Below are 1,260 nucleotides of genomic sequence, written 5' to 3'. Positions count from 1 at the left end.
TTCGTAGTAATCGATTGCATCATTCAATTCCGCTTCCGCTGCGGGGTGAAAGGAATAATCCATTATTTCTGCAGCCTGCTCCGAATCTTTTTGAAAACCTCATCGCCGGGCACTGGGTTTACCCTGCCGGAATCCAGTTCGTCCAGGCGGCTCTTGGCAACTTCTACCCATTTTTCGTCAATGCTGGCTTCGATCGGGTTTAGGCTTTTCAATAATGACTCCACAACCAGCGTTCGTTCGTCGACGGGGAGGGCGCTAGCCTCGTCAATTAAATCCTGAAGGCGCATATTTTTTGCTCCAAGCGTGGTGAGGGGCCATGTACGGTATCCATATTAACGCTTTATGAGTTATTTTGCTTCCCACCCCATACGCAACTCCAAGAATGACCGTGGTACGCCCTTGAACGATTACCTTGAGAGAATCCTCCGTGGCCAGCCCATTAACTATGAAGCTTTCCTGAAGAAGCTGCCGGATGAGTTTCGGCGCCGCCACAGGGAGTTATTTGCGACGGAAAAGGTGCAAGCCAACCGGTGGGTGGTCACTGTTCTGGATGAAACCGCGTTCGCAGAGCTACAGCGTGTGGCCGAGGCTCCGGTAAGCCGCGTGGACGCCGCTAAGAAGGGCGATTCTCACCGCCATGGCACCGAGGTCAGTTTTGTTCTCGTTTATCATCAGGGGCTGGCTTCTGGCAGGCCGGATGTGGTCGTTGTCGGGGCGGATTCGGTTGATATGGGTTTTTACCGGGCCCGGTCCGTGCTGATGGTAGAGAACGAGCGTAATTTCTATCAGTATTCACAGATGCTCGACTTTGCCAGTGAGGCATTGGGAGGGCCTTTGCGGCTGACGAACTGCGATGTGGTGTTGGGCGGTGGCAACCGGGTTACCCGGGGCGCGATTCTTGACTGGTTGACCGGCTATGAAGACGTATTCTGCGCATTCGATTATGATGCCGGTGGCCTGCGAATGTTCTCGACGATAGCGGCCTCGCTCGGTGACAAGGCCACCTTTGTGCAGCCGCGTGACTGGCAACCGTGGCTGGCCAGGTTCTGCAAAATGCCAGACTCTACCGAGCGGTTTACCAGGGCGGTATCGCTGGCAGAGGGTCTTGGCTTTGTTGCCCTGGCCAAGGCGTTTCGATCGACCGGCAAATTCATGGAACAGGAGATGATTCTGGATGAGTGACTCCCAGGGGAGCCCAGGCAATTACAACTTTGGTATCCGCCGTCTGGTGCTAGTGGATTCCGCCGGCTTCTGCTATGT

At 54.8% G+C, this 1,260-nt stretch carries 2 protein-coding genes; one reads left to right on the top strand and one right to left on the bottom strand.

Going from position 1 to position 1,260, the window contains the following annotated elements; genetic code table 11:
• Positions 1-62: 62 nt before the first annotated feature.
• Positions 63-287, bottom strand: a complete 225-nt coding sequence (locus VJ956_RS08380) for an addiction module protein (protein ID WP_324083748.1) — start codon at positions 285-287, stop codon at positions 63-65.
• A 112-nt stretch (positions 288-399) separates the two neighbouring features.
• Between VJ956_RS08380 and VJ956_RS08375 the strand changes: the two genes are divergently transcribed.
• Positions 400-1,182, top strand: coding sequence for a hypothetical protein (locus VJ956_RS08375; RefSeq protein WP_324083746.1), 783 nt, complete (start codon positions 400-402; stop codon positions 1,180-1,182).
• Positions 1,183-1,260 lie beyond the last annotated feature (78 nt).

It is taken from the genome of Marinobacter sp. (assembly GCF_035268745.1).
In the GTDB taxonomy this organism is placed as follows: Bacteria; Pseudomonadota; Gammaproteobacteria; order Pseudomonadales; family Oleiphilaceae; genus Marinobacter.
Note: the sequence above shows the minus strand (reverse complement) of the source record. Positions and strands in the feature narration are given on the sequence as shown.

Bases quoted from the DNA above. Each gene is read 5' to 3' on its own strand.
- VJ956_RS08380 (WP_324083748.1), bottom strand. From the start codon at position 287: ATGCGCCTTCAGGATTTAATTGACGAGGCTAGCGCCCTCCCCGTCGAC.